11 protein-coding genes, 1 tRNA gene and 1 pseudogene are annotated in these 16,483 nt (G+C 61.8%); 9 read left to right on the top strand and 4 right to left on the bottom strand.

The features are described 5' to 3' along the window. Positions 1-201: 201 nt before the first annotated feature. From NKH06_RS16350 to NKH06_RS16340, 3 genes and pseudogenes are all read right to left on the bottom strand, one after another. Positions 202-1,512 (bottom strand): tyrosine-type recombinase/integrase, encoded by a 1,311-nt coding sequence (locus NKH06_RS16350; RefSeq protein ID WP_352809070.1) that lies wholly within the window; start codon positions 1,510-1,512, stop codon positions 202-204. Between the two features lie 212 nt (positions 1,513-1,724). Continuing rightward, positions 1,725-1,800, bottom strand: a tRNA-Phe gene (locus NKH06_RS16345). Between the two features lie 321 nt (positions 1,801-2,121). Beyond that, a pseudogene (locus NKH06_RS16340) lies at positions 2,122-2,995 on the bottom strand (helix-turn-helix domain-containing protein). A gap of 105 nt (positions 2,996-3,100) precedes the next feature. Between NKH06_RS16340 and NKH06_RS16335 the strand changes: the two are divergent. The 5 genes from NKH06_RS16335 (at position 3,101) to NKH06_RS16315 (ending at position 9,382) form a co-directional block, all read left to right on the top strand. Further along, on the top strand, positions 3,101-4,372 hold the full coding sequence (locus tag NKH06_RS16335) for an extracellular solute-binding protein (RefSeq protein WP_023809274.1): 1,272 nt from the start codon (positions 3,101-3,103) through the stop codon (positions 4,370-4,372). 150 nt (positions 4,373-4,522) lie between these two features. Then, a complete protein-coding gene (locus NKH06_RS16330; protein WP_352441091.1) occupies positions 4,523-5,383 on the top strand; it encodes a carbohydrate ABC transporter permease in 861 nt (286 codons plus the stop codon). Further along, the gene (locus NKH06_RS16325) at positions 5,380-6,216 is read left to right on the top strand and encodes a carbohydrate ABC transporter permease (protein ID WP_352553766.1); all 837 of its coding nucleotides are present in this window, start codon (positions 5,380-5,382) and stop codon (positions 6,214-6,216) included. The genes NKH06_RS16330 and NKH06_RS16325 overlap by 4 nt, the downstream gene beginning before the upstream one ends. A gap of 8 nt (positions 6,217-6,224) precedes the next feature. Continuing rightward, on the top strand, positions 6,225-7,319 hold the full coding sequence (locus tag NKH06_RS16320) for an ABC transporter ATP-binding protein (protein ID WP_023809270.1): 1,095 nt from the start codon (positions 6,225-6,227) through the stop codon (positions 7,317-7,319). Between the two features lie 35 nt (positions 7,320-7,354). Further along, the gene (locus tag NKH06_RS16315) at positions 7,355-9,382 is read left to right on the top strand and encodes an aldo/keto reductase (protein ID WP_352676224.1); all 2,028 of its coding nucleotides are present in this window, start codon (positions 7,355-7,357) and stop codon (positions 9,380-9,382) included. 27 nt (positions 9,383-9,409) lie between these two features. Here NKH06_RS16315 and NKH06_RS16310 read toward each other — a convergent pair whose 3' ends face one another. Next, complete coding sequence (locus NKH06_RS16310) at positions 9,410-10,285, bottom strand: AraC family transcriptional regulator (RefSeq protein ID WP_352676227.1); 876 nt, start codon at positions 10,283-10,285, stop codon at positions 9,410-9,412. A gap of 245 nt (positions 10,286-10,530) precedes the next feature. Here NKH06_RS16310 and NKH06_RS16305 point away from each other — a divergent pair, with 245 nt between their 5' ends. From NKH06_RS16305 to NKH06_RS16290, 4 genes are all read left to right on the top strand, one after another. Beyond that, positions 10,531-11,997 carry an alpha-glucosidase/alpha-galactosidase gene (locus NKH06_RS16305; protein ID WP_352676229.1) on the top strand — a complete coding sequence of 489 codons (1,467 nt, stop codon included), beginning with the start codon at positions 10,531-10,533 and terminating at the stop codon, positions 11,995-11,997. 132 nt (positions 11,998-12,129) lie between these two features. After that, positions 12,130-14,214: an ABC transporter substrate-binding protein gene (locus tag NKH06_RS16300; RefSeq protein WP_352441085.1), complete on the top strand. Its 2,085-nt coding sequence runs from the start codon at positions 12,130-12,132 to the stop codon at positions 14,212-14,214. Between the two features lie 111 nt (positions 14,215-14,325). Further along, the gene (locus NKH06_RS16295; protein ID WP_127296635.1) at positions 14,326-15,333 is read left to right on the top strand and encodes an ABC transporter permease; all 1,008 of its coding nucleotides are present in this window, start codon (positions 14,326-14,328) and stop codon (positions 15,331-15,333) included. A gap of 1 nt (position 15,334) precedes the next feature. Next, entirely contained in the window at positions 15,335-16,474 is a 1,140-nt protein-coding gene (locus tag NKH06_RS16290; RefSeq protein WP_128302683.1) for an ABC transporter permease, read from the top strand. Positions 16,475-16,483 lie beyond the last annotated feature (9 nt).

Raw genomic sequence — 16,483 nt, 5'->3', positions numbered from 1 at the left:
CACGGGATTCTCGCTCTAATAGCGCGCGGCCCCGGGCCGGGTAGATGGCCGGTTTCGGAACCGGCCATCGGCAGCTTGAATGACGGAAATGGGGTCGGCTGCAGAACGGCAGCTTCCCGCCGAACGCTGTCAACTTTCTCTCCGGAAAATCTGACAATGCGGGCCTACGATTTGGCGTCGAGTTGTGGCGTTTTTCGACGGTCAGTATGATTTCCGCCGGTTGGAGGTTTGTATCGGCGTTTGATGAACGGCGGCTGTTGGGTTCAAAGTGGATGGTCGCGTTGGTGTGTGGACAGCAGGCTTGCGGCGTCCCTCGATTGAGATCACCCGCAGGTTTTTGCTCTTGAGTTCATCCAGATAATCGGCCCACCACTGCATCATCTCGACGCGCTCGTCCCAGTGCTCTGCCCGGGCGTAGGCGCGCCGAACGTCGTTGTTCTCGATGTGGGCCAGCTGCCGCTCTATCGCGTCCGGATGCCACTTGCCGCATTCGTTCAGCAGAGTTGATGCCGTTGCTCGAAAACCATGCGCGGTAGCTTCTTCCTTGCTGTAACCCATACGACGCAGTGCGGCGTTAAGGGTATTGTCGGAAATCGGACGCGAAGCCGATCGAACACTAGGAAACAGCAGCGATCCATCACCAGAGATTTCTCTCAGTGAAGTCAGGACGCTGATCGCCTGCTTTGACAGGGGTGTGCGGTGCGGACGTCGCATTTTCATGCGTGCTTCAGGGATGGTCCATACCGAGCTTTCAAAATCGAACTCTTCCCATTCAGCGGAGCGAAGCTCGCCGGGGCGGGGAAACATCAGAGCCATCAACTTCAGACCGGCTCGGGTTGTAGGCTGTCCGTCAAATGCATGGATCGCCCTCAGCAAACCGCCCAAGGCCTTCTGATCGGTAATCGCGGCGCGAGGCGTTACCGTCGGACTGATGAGTGCGCCTCTGAGGGCGAAGGTCGGATCTGTCTCGGCGCGTGCGGTGGCGATTGCGTATCGAAACACGCTGCCGATGGTGGAGCGCAGTCGCCTGGCCGACTCGTATCGACCGCGAACCTCAACGCGACGGAGGGCGGCAAGGATGGTGGCCGTATCGATCTCCCGAATGCACTTATCGCCGATAATCGGATAGGCAAAGTCGAGCAGCCATTTGACCTTGCTGATCGTCCGGTCGGCACGTCCCTCCTTCTTTAGCTTGTCGACATATTCGTCCGCGATTGAGCGAAAGGAGTCCTTAGCCGAATCGGCCTTCCGCAAGCTGCGTTCCTTTCCAGGGTCGACGCCAGCTAGCAGGAGCCTTTTAGCATCATCGCGCGCCTCCCGTGCCTCGGCGAGAGAGATAAGGGGATAGCTGCCCAGCGCGAGCAGTTTCTGCTTGCCCTCAAAGCGGTAGGCGACCCGCCAGAGGCGAGAGCCCGTGGGCTGTACCCATAGCTGCAGCCCGCCTCCGTCAGATAATTTCACGAGTTTGGAAGCAGGGCGGGCGTTTCGACATTTCACGTCGGAGAGGGGCATTCGTCAGGTCTCCCTTGGCTGTTTAGATACCATCAGGATGTCGAATACCAACGGAAATACCATCCCCCCGCCTCGTTGGACCAAATGCGCCCGAAGCGCTCCCTGTCCCGCTAAATTGCGCAAGGCGACCGCAAAAGATCAACAATTCCAGTCGCTTGCAGAAATTGCAGCGTAGAAGGTTCGGCGAAAGGGAGTGTCGGGAGAAGAGGGGATGGTGCCCAGAGGCGGATTCGAACCACCGACACGCGGATTTTCAGTCCGCTGCTCTACCAACTGAGCTATCTGGGCCTGTTCCGGCAAACGAAAACGCGTTGACCGGATTTCATCGAGGCGCCGTGGGCGCCCCTTGAAAGCGCGTGGGTTATAGCACGGGAATTCGGCCTGTCCAGCGCCTAGTGGGCGATTTCGGGCAGGAAAAGCGATGCCGTGCGGTGCCCCGGTTTCCATGCCGCTTGCAGGCCGGAATCGGGCACGGCATGGCACGATGCGGCCTTCGCCATCCCTGTCCGTGCCGCTATTGCCGGCTGACATGCCGTGGCACTGCCTTTAGCCGGCGATCGAGGCGCACCAATGCATTTGCGGCTCAGACGCGCCACTGGTCGCCGCCGCCTATCTGACGCCGGTCACGCCGCGGCGAAAATCGGAGGGCGACATGCCGGCGAGCTTGCGGAACGACTTGTTGAAGGCGCTGAGCGAGCCGAAGCCTGAATCCATGGCGACGCGCAGCACATTGGCGTCCTGATGCATCAAAAGCGCCTGCGCATAGCTCAGCCGCAACAGATTCACATACTCGTTGAGCGTCATGCCGGTGGATTTCTTGAACAGGCTCATGGCATATTTGGGATGGATGTCGGCGGCCGCCGCGATGTTCACGCAATCGATGTCGTAGAGGAAGTTTTCGGCGATGAAATCGCACATGCGTCCGACATTGCGCGACGATTGCTGGTCGAAGGGGCTGCCTGTTTCCTGGTCGGTCGGAGTTGCGGATACCAGCCGGTAGGGCTCGAACCGCACCCGCTCCAGCCGCAGCAGCAATTCGTTGACGGCATGTTCGGCCTTGGCCTGGTCGCCGGACCGGGCGTAGCGGTTCCAGCGCTCGAAATTATGGTTGTCGGACTGGTCGGTGGCTGATGTCACCAGTGTCGCGCCGGTCATCAGCCGGTGCCTTATATCGGTGGGCAGGTGCAGCCGGAAGAAGTGCACCAGTGGCAGATGCGCCCCGGCATAGATGGCGTCGTCGGACAAATCGTCCATCTGGTGCGGCAGGCCACCCCAGAACAGGCACATCTCGCCGGCCGAAAGCGAAATCTCGTGGTCGTTCATGAGGTAATGCACGCTGCCGCGCACGATGAAATTAACCTCGACCTGGGCGTGCCAGTGCGGCTTGAGCATCACCAGCGGATTGGTGTTGAAACATCTGCAGGAGCAGCGGCAGGCCTTCCACGCTGCTGGCCCCAGGCTGGTAGAACGGCCGTTCAGGCATCTTACTTTCCGCCAATTTCATATTCCCTTTGACGGCGACAGGCCTTGCCCACTGCATAGTCTAGCCACGCTCACAGTGAGAGAGCAAATGAATGGGAGGATTTCAATGCGCATCACAATGACCTGCGCCGCGCTCGCGCTTGCCCTGGGCTCAGCCCCGGCCTTCGCGCAATCCGGCGAAATCACCATCTGGAGCTGGAATGTCGCGGCTTCATCGCTGAAGGCGACCATTGCCGGCTTTAACAAGCAATTTCCCGACGTCAAGGTCACGGTCCAGGATCTCGGCAACCAGCCAACCTACGACAAGTCGATCGCCGGCTGCGCCGCCGGCGGCGTAGGCCTGCCCGACATCGTCACCGTCGAGAACGGTGAGGCCGAGAATTACTGGAGCCAGTTCCCCGACTGCTTCGTCGACCTGCATACGCTGGGCTACACAGCCGACGACCAGAAAAAGTTCCCCGATTTCAAGCGCACCGAGCTGGAAGTGGGCGACAAGGCCTACGCAATGCCGTGGGATTCCGGCCCGGTGGCCGCCTTTTATCGCCGCGACTTCTACGAAAAGGCCGGCGTCGATCCGACTTCGATCAAGACCTGGGATGATTTCATCGCCGCCGGCAAGAAAATCCAGGCCGCCAACCCAGGCGTCTCGATGACCAATGCCGATTTCAACGGTGACTCGGAATTCTTCCGCATGATCTCCAACGAACAGGGCTGCGCCTATTTCTCCGAGGACGGACAATCGATCACGGTCAACCAGCCCAAATGCGTCGATGCCATGACCAAGGTCAAGGAGATGAAGGACGCCGGCATCATCTCGTCGGCCGACTGGGGCACCAAGATCACCAACAACACCGCCGGCACCGTCGCCACCCAGATCTATGGCGGCTGGTATGAGGGCACCATTCGCACCGAATCTGCCGGTGAAAACGGCAAATGGGGCGTCTATCTGATGCCGAGCCTCACCGCCGACGGGCCGCGCGCCGCCAATCTCGGCGGTTCCTCACTGGCTATCACCTCGGCGTCGAAGAACAAGGAGGCCGCCTACGCCTATCTGAAATACACGCTCGGAACCAATGAAGGCCAGATCACGATGCTGAAGGAGTTCGGCCTGGTGCCGTCCCTGATCTCGGCGCTTGACGATCCCTATGTCGCGCAAGGCCTGCCTTATTGGGGCGGCCAGGCGGTGTGGAAGGACATTCTCGGCACCTTGCCGAAGGTTGTTCCGAGCCGCGGCACGCAGTTCCAGAGCGACGCCGAAATCATCGTCCGCGCCGTGCAGACCAAGTATCTGGCCGGCGGCTACCCCGACGCCAAGACGGCACTCGACGATGCCGCAAGCCAGATCGCGGCGGCAACCGGACTGCCCGTCAAGTCATAACCTCCCAAGCCGGGTCCGGGACAGGCGTTTGCGCCGCCCGGACCTGGTCGCGGCCTGTGGGGTTCTCCCACGGGACCTGTATTTGCTGGCAAACCGGCTCCGCTGCTGCGGGCCATGGCCGAAGCGGCAACGAAATGAAGGAGGAGGAAGATGCGCAATCGCAACGCCACGGCCTATCGCTTCCTCACGCCCTATCTGCTGATCTTCGCGATCTTCTGGGTATGGCCGATCATCAGCTCCTTCATGATTTCCTTCCAGGCGACGCGTACCGTGCCGTGGCGGTTCGCGCCCGGCTTCAACTGGGGCCGGTTGATCGGCGATCCGGCCTTCTTCAACGCCCTGAAGAACACGCTGCTCATCCTGGTCATCCAGGTGCCGGTGATGATCTCGCTGGCGCTCGTCATGGCGGTGCTTTTGAACTCGCCGCTCTTGAAGGCGCGCGGCCTCTACCGCTTTGCCTTCTTCGCCCCCGTGGTGGTCGGCGAAGTTGCCTATTCGGCGGTGTTCCGGCTGATGTTCAACCTCGATTTCGGCATCATCAACAAGCTCCTGAACAGCATCGGCCTGCCCAAGGTCGACTGGTTTTCCAACGTCACTCCGGCGATGGCGCTGATCATGATCGCGGTGACCTGGCGCTGGGCCGGTTACAACGCCATCATCCTGCTCGCCGGCATGCAGTCCATTCCCGAAGATGTCTACGAGGCGGCGACGCTCGACCGCGTCAGCAAGCTCAAGCAGTTCTTCTACATCACCCTGCCGTTGCTCAAGCCGGTCATCGTGTTCTGCCTCGTGCTGTCGATCATCGGCACCATGCAGCTGTTCACCGAGCCCTTCCTGATCACCGAGCGCGGCGGGCCGGGCGGCGGCACCGAGACGCTTGGCCTGCTGCTTTACCGCCAGGGCTTTCGGTCGCTCAATTTCGGCTACGCCTCGGCCGTCGCCTACACCATGGCCGGGCTGGCGATCGCCATCACGCTGGCGCAGCTGTGGCTGACGAGGGAACCGAAATGAGTTCGCGCTCCGCAGCCAGATTGGGACGCAGCATCGCTCTGCATCTGTTCCTGACGCCGCTGGCGCTGATCTGGCTGTTTCCGCTGTGGATGATGGTCGTGTTCTCGACCATGCCGGACAACGGCATCTTCAGCCCCGGCATCGAGCTTTTGCCGCACGGCAATTTCATCGACAATTTCAACAATCTGCAGCGTGACACGAACTTCGTCGGCGCCATAGGCATTTCGGTCTCGGTGGCGGTGACCTACACATTCCTGTCGGTGCTGCTGACGTCGATGGCCGGCTGGGCGCTGGCCCGCTACCAGTTCTTCGGCAAGGGCGTGGTTGTCGCCATCATCCTCGGCACCATAACGCTGCCCTATGCGGTCGTGCTGATCCCGCAATTCATCATGGTGGCGCGCGACTTCAAGCTCGCCAACACCTGGGTGGCGCTGATCGTCCCGCCGCTGTTCAATTCGCTCGGCGTGCTGTTCATGCGGCAGAGTTTTTCGATGATGCCGGACGATCTCTTCGATGCGGCGCGCGTCGAGGGCGTCAAGGAATGGCGCATCTTCCTCTTCGTCGCGCTGCCTTTGGCGCGGCCGATGCTGGCCGCACTCGCCATCATCCTGTTCCTCGCCTCCTGGAACAATTATCTGTGGCCGCTTTTGATCAACAGCCAGCCGGGTTCGATGACAGCACCCGTAGCGCTCGGCACGCTGATCGGCCTCACCAAGGTGTCATGGGGCGGCATCATGGCGGGTGCGGTGATGCTGACGGTGCCGATGCTCGTCGTCTTCGTGCTGCTGCAGCGCCATTTCATCGCCGGCATCGCCGCCGGCGCGGTCAAGTAAGGGGCAGCATGGCAACGGTCACGCTTAACAGTGTCGTCAAGCGCTTCGGCGTCTTCGAGGTCGTCCATGGCGCGAGCATCGACATCAAGGACGGCGAGTTCGTCGTCTTCGTCGGCCCCTCCGGCTGCGGAAAATCGACGCTGCTCAGGATGATCGCCGGGCTCGAGGACATTAGCGGCGGCGAGATCGCCATCGGCGGCAAGGTGGTCAACGATGTCGAGCCGGCCGACCGCGGCATCGCCATGGTCTTCCAGTCCTACGCGCTCTATCCGCATATGAGCGTCGAACAGAACCTCTCTTTCGGCTTGCGCATGACCGGCAATCCAAAGGCCGACACCGAACGGCGGGTGAAGCGGGCGGCCGAGATCCTGCGCATCAGCGAATTGATGGACAGGCGCCCGAAAAAACTCTCCGGCGGACAGCGCCAGCGCGTCGCCATCGGCCGCGCCATCGTGCGCGAACCGCAGGTGTTCCTGTTCGACGAGCCGCTCTCCAACCTCGACGCCGAATTGCGCGTCCAGATGCGCGTCGAGATCTCCCGGCTGCACAAGGAACTCGGCACGACAATGATCTATGTCACGCACGACCAGACCGAGGCGATGACGCTCGCCGACAGGATCGTCGTGATGCGCGCCGGCCATATCGAGCAGATCGGCCGGCCGCTCGATCTCTATGACAACCCCGACAATCAGTTCGTTGCGGGCTTTGTCGGGTCGCCGAAGATGAACTTCATCAAGGGCCGGGTTGTCGGGCACGATGCGGGTGGCGTGGTGGTCGATCTGGCGGGTCAGGAGAAGACCCGCATCACGCAACCGCTGACCGGCGCTGCACCCGAAATGGGCAGCCCAAAAATCGGCAGCAAGGTCATTGTCGGCGTGCGGCCCGAACATTTCGGCAATGCCGGAGAGGGCGACGCCGACCTTGTGGTTGCCATCGACGTGGTCGAGCACCTGGGCGGCACAAGTTTCCTCTACGCAAGAACGGCCAATGGTGACGACGTGGTGATCCAGCGCGACGCGACAAAGGTCCCCGACACATCAGAGATCACCGTTTCCATCCGCAAATCCTACCTGTTCGACGAAAAAGGACTGCGGCTGCGCTGACCGGCCGCCGTTTCCAGCCTTCAAGGAGAATGACAATGACCGCAACCACGCCCATTCGCTGGGGCATCCTCGGACCGGGCAGCATCGCCCAGTCCTTTGCCGGTGGCGTGGCCGATTCGCGCACCGGAAAGCTGGTCGCCATCGGTGCCCGCAATCCCGCCAAGCCCGGCCTCGCCGAGAGTTTCCCCGGCGCCCGCATCGTCGATGGCTACGATGCGCTGCTTGCTGATCCCGAAATCGATGCCGTCTACATTTCGATACCGCATCCCGGCCATGCGCAATGGGCGATCAAGGCGGCCGAGGCAGGAAAGCATGTGCTGTGCGAAAAGCCGCTGGCGCTGACCGCCTTCGAGGCCGACGCCATGATGCATGCCGCGCGCAAGGCCGGCACGTTTCTCGGCGAAGCCTTCATGTACCGGCTGCATCCGCAGACGCTGAAGCTGGTGGAACTGATCAGATCGGGCGTCATCGGCGAGATCAGAATGATCAAGTCGAGCTTTGGTTTTGCGATGCCGCGCTTCATGCCGGAGCACCGGCTCTACGCCAACGATCTCGCCGGCGGCGGCATTCTTGACGTCGGCGGCTATCCCGTCTCGATGGTGCGGTTGATTGCCGGCGCCGCGGCCGGAAAACCCTTCGCCGAGCCTGACAAGGTGGTCGGTACTGCCCATCTTGGCCAGTCCGGCGTCGACGAATGGGCCTCGGCGCTGCTGCATTTCCCGGGTGGCATTGTCGCCGAAGTCTCCTGCAGCATCTCGCTTAACCAGGACAATGTTCTGCGCATCCTCGGCACCAAAGGCCGCATCGAGGTGCCGGACTTCTGGTTCGCCGGCGGCAACCGCGACGTTGGTCTCGGCCGGATCGACGTCATCGCATCCGATGGCACGCGCGAGACCATCAGCGTCAACGAGAAGCGTCATGTCTATTCCTTCGAGGTCGACGCAGCCGGTGAGGCCATCCGCGCCGGCGGCCAAGAATTCGCCTGGCCCGGCATGGCATGGGCGGAAAGCCTCGGCACCTTGCGTGTACTGGACAAATGGCGGGCGGCCGCCGGCCTCGAATACGGGATCGAGAAGGCCCAGCAACGCATCAATACCATCTCCGGCCGGCCTTTGCGGTCCGGCGGCACGGCGATCGCCAAGCGCACCATTCCTGGCCTGTCGAAGCCGGCATCGGTGGTGGCGCTCGGCTTCGAGGATTTCCGTACCTTTTCCTCAGGCTCGATCCTGCTCGATGCCTTTTTCGAGGCCGGCGGCAATCTTTTCGATACCGGCTATGTCTATGGCGGCGGCTATACCGAGAAGCTGCTTGGCGAGTGGTTGAAAAACCGTGGCGTACGCGCGCAATCGGTGGTCATCGCCAAGGGCGCGCACTCGCCGCTGTGCTATCCCGATGTGATCGGCAAGCAGCTCGACCAGTCGCTCGAACGCCTGCAGACCGACCATGTCGATGTCTACTTCATGCACCGCGACAATCCGGATGTGCCGGTCGGCGAATTCGTCGATGCGATGGATCGTGAGGTGAAGGCAAGCCGCATCCGCGGCCCGTTCGGCGGCTCGAACTGGACGATGGAACGCATGGATGAGGCGATTGCCTATGCCGAACGCACCGGCAAGCAAAAGCCCGGCGCGCTGTCCAACAATTTCTCGCTGGCTGAAATGCTGGAGCCGATCTGGGCAGGCTGCGTCACGTCCTCCACGGATGCATGGAAGGCCTGGCTGACATCCAGGCAGATGCCGAATTTCGCCTGGTCGAGCCAGGGGCGCGGCTTCTTCACCGATCGCGCAGGTCGGGACAAGCAAGACAATGAGGAGCTGGTGCGGGTCTGGTACTCCGAGCGGAATTTCGGCCGCCGCGACCGGGCGATCGAACTTGCCGCGAGACTGGGCAAGAGCCCGATCCATATTGCGCTGGCCTATGTGCTCGCTCAGCCCTTCCCATCCATCCCGCTGATCGGGCCACGCACGCTGGATGAGTTGGACGACAGCCTGCGCGCTCTCGACATCACGCTTTCGCAAGCCGATCTCGAATGGCTGGATGGCGGCAGTCTGCGCGCTGCCTAGCTGGCTGCCGGCTTAACGGTCGCGGCGTCAGGTCTCGTCATCAGGCGCCCTGACGCCACGCCTGGCCGGAGTCCGCAAATTGGCGTACATGCCTGTGGTGCGGAATTGGCTCGGCGTGATGCCGTAGCAGCGGCGGAAGACCTTCGAAAAATAGTTCGCGTCCTCGAAGCCGCACAGGATGGCGACCTCCTTCACCGGCAGAAAATCCGCCTTGGTCAGCAGCTTCGCCGCGCGTTGCAGACGCTGCTGCAGCACGAACTCGGCAGGCGGCAAGCCTTCGCTTTCAGCAAAACAGCGTGAGAAATGGGCCCGGCTGAGGCCGCTGATCTGGACAAGGTCCGCCACCGGCAGCGGCTTGTCGAGATTTGCGTTGATGTGATCGATGACCGGCTGCATGGCGCTCTGTTTTTCGGCAAAGGCATGGGAGCCGAAGACATCGTCATAGAGCGCCATCGCAGCCTCGTAGGCGACCGCCGAAGCAGCACCCGGCGAAGCGGCGCCTTTGATCAGGCGCAGGCTGCAATCGGCAAGATGATCGATCGTCGCCGGCTGCAGCCGAAATACAGGACCCGAGACGCTGAGGATCGACTTGTGAATGCGCAACGCCTCCTCGCCGTTCATCGAAATCCAGAAATACTCCCAGCGCTCGTCCTCAGCCAGCCAGTAGCGGTGGTTGTGCGGCACCAGCACCAGCAATGTGTCGTTCTTCTGCAGGCGGTAATTGCGGTTCTCGTAGCGCAGCCGGCCAGTCCCGCTGATCGTGTGCTGGAGCACGGTGAACGGCGTCTGGCCGCGCTTTCGCCCATCCCAGTCGTAGATCTCGTCCTCGCGCACTTCATAGCCCGTGCTCGTCGGCATGGCATGCAGGCGCTGGCGGCCGCGCGGCAGCGAGATCGTGCGCATGGACTGTCCGTTTTGTATCAAATCCTGCAGCACAAAATTACCCCCGAAAGCATAATCCTTCTCTGGTCGCGCTCGCGAATAAGCGCATAATCCCCGTCGAAAAGCGAGAGAGATCCGCAGTCGAGGAGCGGACGGGGAGGTTGGCGAGCCCGATTCCGGCTTGTCCTGCATACATGTCGGCATGTGGCTACAGCTTCCCATTGTCATTCCTTGCCTGCAATTCGAAGTGGAATGAGGTGCGGCTGATGAGTTTCAAAATCGCTATCATCGGCGCGGGCAGCGTCGGCTTCACCAAGAAATTGTTCACCGACATCCTGTGCGTGCCCGAATTCGAGGACATCGAATTCGCGCTGACCGATGTCAGCGAGCACAACCTTCAGATGATCAAGGCGATCCTCGACAAGATCGTCGAGGCAAACAGATTGCCGACCAGGGTGACGGCGACGACCGACCGCCGCCAGGCTCTCGAAGGCGCTCGCTACGTCATCAGCTGCGTGCGGGTCGGCGGTCTCGAAGCCTATGCCGACGATATCCGCATTCCCCTGAAATATGGCATCGACCAATGCGTCGGCGACACGATCTGTGCCGGCGGCATTCTCTATGGCCAGCGCAACATCCCGGTGATCCTGGATTTCTGCAAGGACATGCGCGAGGTCGCCGAGACGAACGTCAAGTTCCTGAACTACGCCAACCCGATGGCGATGAACACCTGGGCGGCGATCGAATACGGCAAGGTCGACACTGTTGGGCTCTGCCACGGCGTCCAGCACGGCGCCGAGCAGATCGCCGAGGTGCTTGGCGCCAAGTCCACGCAGGAGCTCGACTATGTCTGTTCCGGCATCAACCACCAGACCTGGTTCATCGGCCTGCGCCTGAACGGCCGCTCCATCGGCAAGGACGAACTGGTGGCTGCCTTCGAGGCGCATCCCGTCTATTCCAGGCAGGAGAAACTGCGCATCGATGTCCTGAAGCGCTTCGGCGTCTATTCGACCGAAAGCAACGGCCATCTTTCCGAATATCTGCCCTGGTACCGCAAACGTCCCGACGAGATCACGCGCTGGATCGATATGTCCGACTGGATCCATGGCGAGACTGGCGGCTATCTCCGTTACTCCACCGAAACCCGCAACTGGTTCGAGACGGAATATCCGCAGTTCCTCGAAGCGGCGTCCAAGCCGATCGACCGGGAGAAGCGCTCCAACGAGCATGCCAGCCACATATTGGAGGCGCTGGAGACCAACCGGGTCTATCGCGGCCACTTCAACGTCAAGAACAATGGCGTGATTACCAACCTGCCGCAGGACGCCATCATCGAGTCGCCGGGCTTCGTCGACCGTTTTGGCATCAACATGGCCGCCGGCATCACGTTGCCGGAAGCCTGCGCCGCCACCTGCATCGCTTCGATCAACGTCCAGCGCATGTCGGTGCATGCCGCGATATCAGGCGAGATCGATCTTCTGAAGCTCGCCGTGCTGCATGACCCATTGGTCGGCGCGGTTTCGACGCCGGAGGAGGTCTGGCAGATGGTCGACGAAATGGTCGTCGCCCAGGCAGCCTGGCTGCCGCAATATGCCCATGCGGTTCCGGCCGCCAGGGAGCGGCTGTCGACATCTCAGGTGAAGACCCGCGAGTGGGCGGGCGCCGCACGGCGCAGCGTTCGCTCGATCGAGGAATTGCGCGCCGAAAAAGCCGCGCTGAAGCAAGCCGGCTGAGGCGGGCCGGCTGAAAATTCATGCGGTGATGGTGGATCCATGGGAGGCGGATTCATTGCCACGAAGCCGTTTGAATTCGAGGAGAGGCGGAGCGGGTGCAAACGCTCCGGACAAACAAGAGGGAGAGAGACCGTGAGGAATTTACGCAATATCGGCCTTGCTGCCGGACTGACGCTGAGCGTCTCGGTCTCGGCACTCAGTGCTTACGCTTCCGAGCCGACGGTTCCGCCGGCGCCGACACCGTTTCCCGCCGAGGGCAAGATCAACTATGTCGCGCGAGACTCGATCCTGGAGTTCAAGGCGCTTCCCGAATATCACGAGCCCGACTGGGTCACCGAGAAATACGTCAAGACCGGCAAGCTGCCGCCGGTGAAAGACAGGCTGCCGAAAGATCCGCTGGTCTACAAGACGGGCAACATGCAGGACGGCATCGGCGTCTATGGCGATACGATGCGCCACGTCATCGGCGGGCGGCCGGAAGGCTGGAACTACGGCGCCGGTCAGACGCAAGGCTGGGGCGGCATCGACATCGGCCTCTCCGAATGCCTGACGCGCACCGCCCCGCTGTTCCAGGTCGAGGCCAAGGACACCGAGCCGCTGCCGAACCTGGCCAGGAGCTGGGATTGGTCGAGCGATGGCCACAGGCTGACCATGCACCTCATCGAAGGAGCGAAGTGGTCGGACGGCGTGCCCTTCAATGCCGACGACGTCATGTTCTACTGGGACGACGAGGTGGTCGATCCTAACGTCTCGCCGCTGAACGGTGCGACGCCGGAAACCTTCGGCGTCGGCACGACGCTGAAGAAGATCGACGACTACACCGTCGAATGGACCTTCAAGGATGCCTTCCCGAAGCAGTACCTGTACGCCATGGCCTACGGCACCTTCTGTCCGGGCCCCGCGCACATCCTGAAGCCGCAGCATCCGAAATACTCGAAGAATACCTATGATCAGTTCAAAAATGCCTTCCCGCCGGAATTCATGAACATGCCGGTGATGGGTGGCTGGGTGCCGGTCGAATACCGGCCGGACGACATCATCGTCATGCGCCGCAATCCCTATTACTGGAAGGTCGACGAAAAGGGCAATCAACTGCCCTATCTCAACGAACTGCACTACAAGCTGTCGACCTGGGCCGACCGCGATGTCCAGGCGGTGGCCGGCGCGGCCGATTTTTCCAATTTGGAGCAGCCGGAAAACTTCGTCGCCTCGCTGAAGCGTGCGGCAGAGGCGAACGCGCCGGCCCGTCTTGCTTTCGGCCCGCGGCTCATCGGCTACAATCTGCGCTTTAATTTTTCTGCCAATGGCTGGGGCAATCCGGACGAACGCGGCCAGGCGATCCGCGAGTTGAACCGCAACGAGGATTTCCGCAAGGCCGTCACCATGGCGCTCGACCGCAAGGCGCTCGGCGACTCGCTGGTCAAGGGACCGTTCACCGCCATCTATCCCGGCGGCCTGTCGTCAGGAACCAGCTTCTACGACCGCGCTTCGACGGTCTACTACCCCTTCGACCTCGAGGGCGCCAAGGCCGAACTCGCCAAGGCCGGCCTCACGGATACGGACGGCGACGGCTTCGTGAATTTCCCTTCCGGCACCGCCGGCGGCAAGAATGTCGAGATCGTGATGCTGGTCAACAACGACTACACGACCGACAAGAGCCTTGCCGAAGGCGTCGTCGCCCAGATGGAAAAGCTCGGGCTTCGGGTCGTGCTCAACGGCCTCAACGGGACCCAACGCGACGCTTCGCAATATTCCGGCCGCTTCGATTGGCTGGTCCGTCGCAACGAACAGGAACTGACGTCGGTGGTGCAGAACACCGTGCAGCTTGCCCCGGTCGGTCCGCGCACCAGCTGGGACCATCGTGCGCCGGAGAACGGCGAGGTCGATGTGATGCCGTTCGAAAAGGACCTCGTCGACATCGTCAACAAGTTCGTCTCCACCCAGGACAATGACCAGCGCGCCAGCCTGATGAAACAATTCCAGAAGATCTCGACGGAGCACGTCTACAATGTCGGCCTGACGGAGTATCCCGGCGCGCTGATCGTCAACAAGCGTTTCTCGAACATCCCACAGGGCACGCCGATCTTCATGTTCAACTGGGCCGAGGATTCGATCATCCGCGAACGGGTCTTTGTCGCGGCCGACAAGCAGGCGAAATACGAATTGTTCCCGCAAGAACTGCCCGGCAAACCCGGAGAGAAGGGGCCGATGAATTAGGTTTACCTCCCTGACTGAGAGACCTCCGGCCGCGCCGCTGGCGCGGCCGGACAAACCAACCTCCGGACGCAACCAAGGGCGCGATCGGCGAGACGAGGAAACGAACCGTCCATGCTGCGATTCCTGCTCACGCGAATAGCGTCGGCAATCCCGGTCCTCGCCATTTTGAGCCTGGCCACATTTGCCATCATCCAGGCGCCGCCGGGCGATTATGCCGACTACATCCGCTCGCAGGCGATCAACCAGGGTGGAGCCTCCTTCGCCGAGGCCGACGCGCAGGCAAAGGCCTACCGCATCGAGCATGGTCTCGATAAGCCGCTTCCCCTCCAGTATCTCAACTGGATCGGCGGCATCGTCACCCGAGGCGATTTCGGCTACAGCCTCTATTACAACAAACCGGTCGCCGACGTGGTCGGCGAGCGCCTGCCGCGCACGCTTCTCCTGGCGCTGGTCTGCCATCTGCTGGCTTCGGTGCTGGGCATAACATTCGGCATATGGGCGGCGACCCGGCAATACACCTGGATCGACTCGGCGCTGTCGGCCATCTCCTTCCTCGGCATGACGGTGCCGCGCTTCCTGATGGCGTTGATCATCGTCTATCTCCTGGTCTTCCAATTCAACGTGTCGGAGATCGGCTCATTCTTCTCGCCGCAATATGGGGGCGCGCCGTGGTCGTGGGCCAAATTCGTCGATCTGGTCAAGCATGTCTGGCCGGTGGTGGCGATCGCGACTTTCGGCGGGCTCGCCTACAATATGCGCGTCATGCGCGGCAATCTGCTCGATACGCTGAACGCGCAATATGTCGAGACGGCAAGGGCCAAGGGGCTGACCGGCGCCGCCGTCGTCATGCGCCACGCCGTGCCTAACGCACTGCACCCGCTCATCATGTATCAGGGTGTGGTGCTGCCTTACATGTTGACCGGCGAAATCGAGACGGCGATCATCTTCGCGCTGCCGACTGTCGGCCCGGCGATCGTCGGCTCCATGGCTGTCGGCGATGTCTATGTCACCGCCACCTTCATGATGGTGCTGTCGGCGACGCTGATCGTCGGCAACATCATCGCCGACATGCTGCTCGTCCTGCTCGATCCGCGCGTGCGCCAGTTCGGGGAGCGCTGAGATGCTGGCGCGCGATCCATCCCCTCCACCGCTGCCGGCCGAAGGTCGCATCGTAGCCAAACCGGCGCGCGGTAACGAAAGCTACCTCGCGCTTGTCTGGCGCCGGCTGAAGCGCTCCTGGACCGGCATGGCCGGGCTCTGGCTCGTCGTGCTGCTGCTGGTGATGGCCGTGTTCGCCGAGTTCATCGCGCCAATGGACCCGAAGGTGACGGATGTCGGCTTCGCGCCTCCGCAGGTGCCTGTTTTCCATGACAGAGATGGCGGTTTCGTCGCGCGGCCGAGGGTCTATGCGCTGGCCGATTCGGCGGACCTCGATCCGGTCACTTTCCAGCCCGTCGTCGGTCCCGACTACGATCATCCAAGGCTGCTTGGTTTCTTCGTGCATGGCGCGCCTTACAAGCTCTTCGGGCTGTTGCCGGCGGACCGGCATCTGTTCGGCTCGCTGGACGGCCAGCCGGTGCATTTCCTGGGCACCGACAAGTTTGGTCGTGACGTGTTGTCGCGCGCCATCCATGGCTCGCGCGTCTCGTTGATGATCGCGCTGACGGTCGTCTTCATCATCACCGTCATCGGCACCACCGTCGGCATGGTCTCCGGCTATTTTGGCGGCAGGTTCGATGTCTGGATGCAGCGCTTCGTCGAACTGGTGCTCGCCTTCCCGCAGCTGCCGCTCTATTTGGCGCTGACGACGCTGATCCCGGTCACCGCTCCCACCAACGTCTTCCTCGCTTTCGTCATCATCGTCATGTCGGCCTTGGGTTGGGCGCAGATGTCTCGCGAGGTGCGCGGCAAGACTTTGGCGCTGGCGCGGATCGAGTATGTGCGCGCCGCCATGGCGGTCGGCGCCACCGACCGTCGCATCATCATGCAGCACATCTTCCCCAATGTGATGAGCCATGTGATTGTCGCCGTGACGCTGGCGATCCCGACGGTGGTGCTGCTCGAATCCTTCCTCGGTTTCCTCGGCTTCGCCGTCAAGCCGCCGCTGATCTCGTGGGGTCTGATGCTGCAGGACACCGCGACCTATTCCGTCATCGGCACCTATCCCTGGATCCTGTCGCCGGTCGGTTTCGTGCTCGTCACCGTCTTTGCCTTCAACGCGCTGGGCGATGGCCTGCGCGACGCCGTCGACCCTTATTGAGGTGCCTGA

This window comes from Mesorhizobium sp. M1342 (assembly GCF_040317955.1).
Lineage (GTDB): Bacteria > Pseudomonadota > Alphaproteobacteria > Rhizobiales > Rhizobiaceae > Mesorhizobium.
The sequence above is the reverse complement of the archived record's forward strand: the minus strand, read 5'-3'. Positions and strand labels throughout refer to the sequence as shown.

Excerpts from the sequence above, each read along its gene's own strand:
- NKH06_RS16310 (WP_352676227.1), bottom strand. The coding sequence starts at position 10,285 with ATGCGCACGATCTCGCTGCCGCGCGGCCGCCAGCGCCTGCATGCCATG.
- NKH06_RS16320 (WP_023809270.1), top strand. The coding sequence starts at position 6,225 with ATGGCAACGGTCACGCTTAACAGTGTCGTCAAGCGCTTCGGCGTCTTC.
- NKH06_RS16305 (WP_352676229.1), top strand. The coding sequence starts at position 10,531 with ATGAGTTTCAAAATCGCTATCATCGGCGCGGGCAGCGTCGGCTTCACC.
- NKH06_RS16315 (WP_352676224.1), top strand. The coding sequence starts at position 7,355 with ATGACCGCAACCACGCCCATTCGCTGGGGCATCCTCGGACCGGGCAGC.
- NKH06_RS16350 (WP_352809070.1), bottom strand. The coding sequence starts at position 1,512 with ATGCCCCTCTCCGACGTGAAATGTCGAAACGCCCGCCCTGCTTCCAAA.
- NKH06_RS16335 (WP_023809274.1), top strand. The coding sequence starts at position 3,101 with ATGCGCATCACAATGACCTGCGCCGCGCTCGCGCTTGCCCTGGGCTCA.
- NKH06_RS16290 (WP_128302683.1), top strand. The coding sequence starts at position 15,335 with ATGCTGGCGCGCGATCCATCCCCTCCACCGCTGCCGGCCGAAGGTCGC.
- NKH06_RS16330 (WP_352441091.1), top strand. The coding sequence starts at position 4,523 with ATGCGCAATCGCAACGCCACGGCCTATCGCTTCCTCACGCCCTATCTG.
- NKH06_RS16325 (WP_352553766.1), top strand. The coding sequence starts at position 5,380 with ATGAGTTCGCGCTCCGCAGCCAGATTGGGACGCAGCATCGCTCTGCAT.
- NKH06_RS16295 (WP_127296635.1), top strand. The coding sequence starts at position 14,326 with ATGCTGCGATTCCTGCTCACGCGAATAGCGTCGGCAATCCCGGTCCTC.